This window comes from Plectonema radiosum NIES-515, from assembly GCF_025753815.1.
Taxonomy (GTDB): domain Bacteria; phylum Cyanobacteriota; class Cyanobacteriia; order Cyanobacteriales; family Nostocaceae; genus Hassallia; species Hassallia radiosum_A.
On record NZ_JAOWRF010000246.1, the window covers coordinates 1 to 4,459 of the forward strand.

Genomic DNA, 4,459 nt, shown 5'->3' on the forward strand with positions numbered 1-4,459 from the left:
GGGGGAGAAAGAATTGTCCCCAATAAGTCCCCTTGTCTGTTTGTCTTCCTTGTCCTCAAGGATTCCCCCCACTTCCAGTCTCAGAGAATGCTTGGTGTAAGGAAGTTTCTCACCGGCAATTCTGATAAAAATTTCTACTTGTTGTTTTTTGCAACCTGGAAGCGATTCAAGTGCTTCTTCTAATATTGCGAAAACTTGCTGGGTATGAGTTGTGACACTTAGAGGATGTTCAGTGAGAATCATTAGCTGGTCATTTTTGACAGCACACTTCACCCGGAAAAGTTCACCAGATAAGACTTCTGCACGTAAGTGTTCCTGCAAAATAGTTGCTAAAAGCTGCAAATCTTCTTGCTGGACTTCTACTTTCATAGATCGATCCGTCTGGTCTTCTGTATTGTTTTTACTATCTTCGAGTGTGTACAGTGAATAACTTCCGTTTTTTGATTGCAAATGCACAGTTTGATCAACCACAGCCTTAAAGTCCGAACGAACAACTTTGTAACACAAATTACGATTCTTTAGTAAAAATTCAACTCTCATAAAAGTCAATAATTCGTAAAGCTCGCTTTTGACGCTTGGCTCTAGACTGTTGACATCAACTATTAAGAGTCAGATCCTGGTTGCGTCTTCTTTTTTCCATCTCTCATTTTATAAATAGAAATTTCAAACACTTTTCATAATATAAGCAAATATAAGTATGGTTTATTTTTTGCTAAAGATGCGCTATTCTTACACCTCTAGGTTTTTTTACAACTAGATGGCAGTTAAAAATTAAAAAAATGGTACTAATACAATCTATGAGCATTTTTACTGCATTCAATTTGGCAAGAAAACGTACAGTAGCTACCGTACTTAATTTTATCGTGAGAATGCGGTAGTAACAAAATTATCCGAATATAAGGCAAAAACTGCTTGAACAGTTCTGTTGACGGAAAATACTGGTTAATTTAGGGGCTGTTGATTTTACTGATAAAAGCAATGATGTATTCTTGACATGACAAGAATAGGTTTGCGACGATCGGCAATTTGCTTCATATAGCGAATTGGATAAAATTAATGAGAGAAAAAATGCTTATAGCCAATTAAGGCTTGATGGTAGCAATTCATTTGCAGCGAAGACACTTTTGGGAAGTAGCTATACAAGGTGCTTACTTTATGGATTTATTAGAATATCAAGTAAAAGAATGGTTTGGAAATATAGGCATTCCCGTATTGCCATCGCAACGAATTGACCATCCCACAGATTTAAAACGCTTAAAAATCCGTTATCCGATTGTACTAAAATCTCAAGTACATGCCGGAGAACGGGCAAAAGCTGGTGGAGTCAGATTTGTAGAGACTACCATTGATGCGATCGCCGCCGCACAGAATATCTTCAACTTGCCGATTTTAGGTGAGTTACCTGAAGTTTTGCTGGCAGAATCTAAATACGATGCTGACCAAGAATATTATTTAGCAGTAGTTTTAGATACTGCTCTTTGCCGACCGGTTCTTTTAGGTGGTAAAGATGCGAACATCGATTGGGAATTAGCCGCAGAGAAAATACAACATGTCGTTGTTGAACAAGAATTCTCCCCATATTATGCACGTTCCTTAGCTTTAAAAATGGGTTTGCAGGGTGCAATGATGCAATCGATCAGCACCGTGATGGAAAAAATGTATCAGTTATTTGTGGAAAAAGACCTGGACTTAGTAGAAATTAATCCTCTAGGGGTGAGTCCCTCTGGAAGCTTGATGGCGCTGAATGGTAATATCAGAGTCAACGAACGAGCGATCGCTCGTCATCCCGACATGGCAGCGATCGCGGAAAAAATAGTTACCCGTCATCCCCGTAATCAGACAAATGGGCATTTGCGTGATTGGGATGGAATAGAAATGTATGGTAAAATAGGCATCTTGGGTAATGGTACTGGTTCAGTAATGGCAACTTTAGATTTAGTCGCTAATGCTGGCGGTAAGCCTGGTGTTTGTTTGAATCTGCGCCATGCTTTTTCCACGGATACTCCCGCAACTACTTTTGGCGATCGCCTAGCAAAAAGTTTGAAAATCTTGGCAGCTGATAAAAGCATTCAAGTCATCCTCATTAACCTTTTGGGTAGCATTCCTCAGCCTATAGAACTAGCAGAAATTATTGCCATGTCTTGCCAATACGACTCTAGTGAACTCAAACCACAACTATTACATTCTAATGGTAGTAAAATCCGCCGAGAAAATAACTTTCCGCGTTTGGTTGTCCGTCTTGGTGGTTCTGATTTAAATACAGCCAGAAAATATTTAGCAACCCTAAAAACTCTGAGCAATGCGCCGATAGTAGTAGAAAATCTAGATGAGGCAGTAGCAGAAGCGGTTAATCTTGCCAAGTCAGCTTATCGGAAGTAGTGAAAATCTTAATTAATGCAAAAGACATGTAAACTTGTGATTACCTAATAAACGCGATTAATCAGGTCTATATCGGTAGTTCAAACCTGACTTTTTTATGAATTTAATGCCAGACAGCAAAGTGTTAATTCAAGGCTTCAGTGAATTCATTTCCGCAACTCATGTAGCTCAAATGAAAGCTTATGGCACGAATTTGGTAGGTGGTGTCAATCCTGGATATGGAGGACAGCAACTGCACGATTTGCTGGTATTTGACTTAGTAGAGGAAGTAGTAGCAAAATTTGGGCAAATTGATACCACAATTATTTGCGTACACCCTTACCAAGTGCTGGATGCAGCATTGGAAGCGATCGCATCTGATATCCGTCAAATAATCATTATCTCCGCAGGGGTGCCACCTTTGGATATGGTGGAATTACTTCGCAAAGCCGAAGCAAAAGAAATTGTGGTCGTCGGACCAAATAGTCCAGGAATCATCGTCCCCGGCAAAATTCTCTTAGGTACTCAACCTAGTGAATTCTATACTCCAGGATCAGTGGGAATCGTCAGTCGTAGCAGCACTCTCACTTATGAAATTGCCTGGGAATTAACAAAAGCTGATTTTGGGCAATCGATAAGTGTGAGTATTGGTAGTGATGCGATCGTCGGTTCATCTTTTTTGCAATGGCTGCAAATTCTTGATGAAGATGAGAATACAGAAGCGATCGTTGTAGTTGGTCAACCTGGTGGAGGTAGCGAAGAAGCAGCTGCACGGTACATTGCTGAGGCTATTGATAAACCAGTCATTGCCTATATCGCAGGCACACAAGCACCACCAGGAAAACATTGGCGTCAAACTGGCACTTTAGCAGCTGTTATCGGACGCGATCCTGATTTTGGCACTGCAAAAAGTAAATTAGCCGCTTTCAAAAAAGCAAATGTACCAGTAGCCGAACGTCCTTCTCAAATTCCCGAATTAGTCAAAAAGGCATTGAAATAAAACTGGGCATCGCTAAATATAAAGGCTGAAATTTATAATCCTTGGTAGAGACGTAGCACAGAATAGTCTCTACCAAATCAGAAAAAAACTAAAATCTTACTCCCAATTGCCCGTTAAATCCGCGAATAGAATTGTAACCCGCACCGACAAAAACATTGTCGGTGGCGCCTACCTGAACACCTCCAGAAACGGCAACACCTTTATCTTCTGAATATAACCCAACTCCTACATACGGTGAAATTACTGGCAAAGAAATGAATTTTAGTACATCTACACCAGTGGAGCCGTCGGGACCAAATCCCAATTCAGCCCCGAAATTTAAAGCTCTCGCTCCTACAGAATAAGTTATATCACCATCTTTACTACCGACAGAAACCCAAGGTTGAGGAATGATTTGAGCGGATGCTCGACCTGGAGCAACTAAAGCTAATAAACTAAACGATGTAATTAATGTTTTAACAATAAACGCTGTTTTCACGTTCTTCTCCTCCAATTACCTGCATTTCGCTCAACTTTTTGTCAAAATTATCACTAAATGCACGTTGGTCAATCAACCTGTACTGGGACGAATTTCACATCACTTGAGTGCCCAAAAAATTAATCTCTGTCGCTAGGCTCAGAAGGCTCAGAGGCTGGGGTTTTAACTTGCAAGCTGTCCCCCTCCTGCTTCACTGAAAAGTCCGGCTCATTTTTGCTACTTTGAGCAAGTCCAGCCGCACCAGCGATCGCTGTTCCCGCAAGACTAAGACCAGCAGAGACTTTATGCTCATTGATGCCTGGTGAGAATAAAGCAGCAATACCAATGATCGCTCCCAAAGTTGCAATAAATATGGGAGTCATAGCTCGAATTGTTTCTGGGGTAAGAGATTTCATGGAAATAAGTTATATGGTTTGTTTTATTCTTAAGGTAAATACCCACGAGAAAATTCCAATTCCAGAATCCGTAACCAATTTTTTTACCAACTGATATCATTACGTATTTATACTGATACATATAAATTTTGTAGAGACGCGAAATTTCGCGTCTCTACAGGATGTGTGATTCGCGTCTCTACAGGATGTGTGATTCGCGTCTCTACAGGATGTGTGATTCGCGTCTCT

5 protein-coding genes are annotated in these 4,459 nt (G+C 40.5%); 2 read left to right on the forward strand and 3 right to left on the reverse strand.

All coding sequences use genetic code 11. From position 1 onward, the window contains the following. Nucleotides 1-369, reverse strand: a 369-nt coding sequence (locus tag OGM63_RS16825) for a hypothetical protein (RefSeq protein WP_263746750.1), incomplete at its 3' end; no start/stop codon positions are given. Between the two features lie 723 nt (nucleotides 370-1,092). Between OGM63_RS16825 and OGM63_RS16830 the strand changes: the two genes are divergently transcribed. Further along, the gene (locus OGM63_RS16830; protein WP_318528478.1) at nucleotides 1,093-2,379 is read left to right on the forward strand and encodes an ATP-grasp domain-containing protein; all 1,287 of its coding nucleotides are present in this window, start codon (nucleotides 1,093-1,095) and stop codon (nucleotides 2,377-2,379) included. Between the two features lie 97 nt (nucleotides 2,380-2,476). Further along, nucleotides 2,477-3,358, forward strand: a complete 882-nt coding sequence (locus OGM63_RS16835; protein ID WP_263746751.1) for a succinate--CoA ligase subunit alpha — start codon at nucleotides 2,477-2,479, stop codon at nucleotides 3,356-3,358. A gap of 88 nt (nucleotides 3,359-3,446) precedes the next feature. Here the strand turns inward: OGM63_RS16835 and OGM63_RS16840 are convergent, their stop codons facing one another. Then, nucleotides 3,447-3,836, reverse strand: coding sequence for a hypothetical protein (locus tag OGM63_RS16840; protein WP_263746752.1), 390 nt, complete (start codon nucleotides 3,834-3,836; stop codon nucleotides 3,447-3,449). 119 nt (nucleotides 3,837-3,955) lie between these two features. Beyond that, entirely contained in the window at nucleotides 3,956-4,231 is a 276-nt protein-coding gene (locus OGM63_RS16845) for a hypothetical protein (RefSeq protein ID WP_263746753.1), read from the reverse strand. Nucleotides 4,232-4,459 lie beyond the last annotated feature (228 nt).